This is a genomic window from Acinetobacter sp. UBA3461 (assembly GCF_002381195.1).
GTDB classification, from domain to species: Bacteria; Pseudomonadota; Gammaproteobacteria; order Pseudomonadales; family Moraxellaceae; genus Acinetobacter; species Acinetobacter schindleri.
On the sequence record NZ_DFRO01000016.1, the window covers coordinates 52,967 to 53,494 of the forward strand.

The 528-nt window shown below is 39.2% G+C and carries 1 protein-coding gene; it reads left to right on the top strand.

What is annotated here, in order from left to right; translation table 11 throughout:
• Positions 1-198: 198 nt before the first annotated feature.
• Positions 199-528, top strand: a 330-nt coding sequence (locus B3D47_RS02800; RefSeq protein WP_414631721.1) for a biotin synthase BioB, incomplete at its 3' end; no start/stop codon positions are given.

Sequence of the window (528 nt, forward strand, 5' to 3'; positions counted from 1 at the left end):
TTTATAAGTTTTATATATAAATAATAAGGATTAAAGCAGCTTAAATCATAAAATCTTGCAGCATAAAATTGTAATTGATTAAAAAGCTCAGCTTATAAATTAGCGCCATTCCTTCAAATTTTGATAGAAAAGGCTAAACCATTTTTTTAAAAACCGCGTATTATTTCTGCATTCTTTTTTAACATTGATGTTGAGACTATGATTCGCAATGACTGGACGCGTGACGAGATTCAGGCACTTTATGATCAACCACTGATGGATCTGCTATTTCAGGCACAGCAAATTCACCGTGAGCATTTTGATGCCAATACCGTACAGGTCAGCACCTTGCTCTCTATTAAAACCGGTCGTTGTCCGGAAGACTGTAAATACTGTTCCCAGTCTGCCCATTACGATACTGATCTGGAAATTGAAAAAAGAGTAGAGGTACAAAAAGCCATTGCTGAAGCAAAGCAGGCGAAAGAATCAGGATCGACCCGTTTCTGTATGGGCGCAGCATGGCGGAATCCGCACGAGCGCGATATGCCT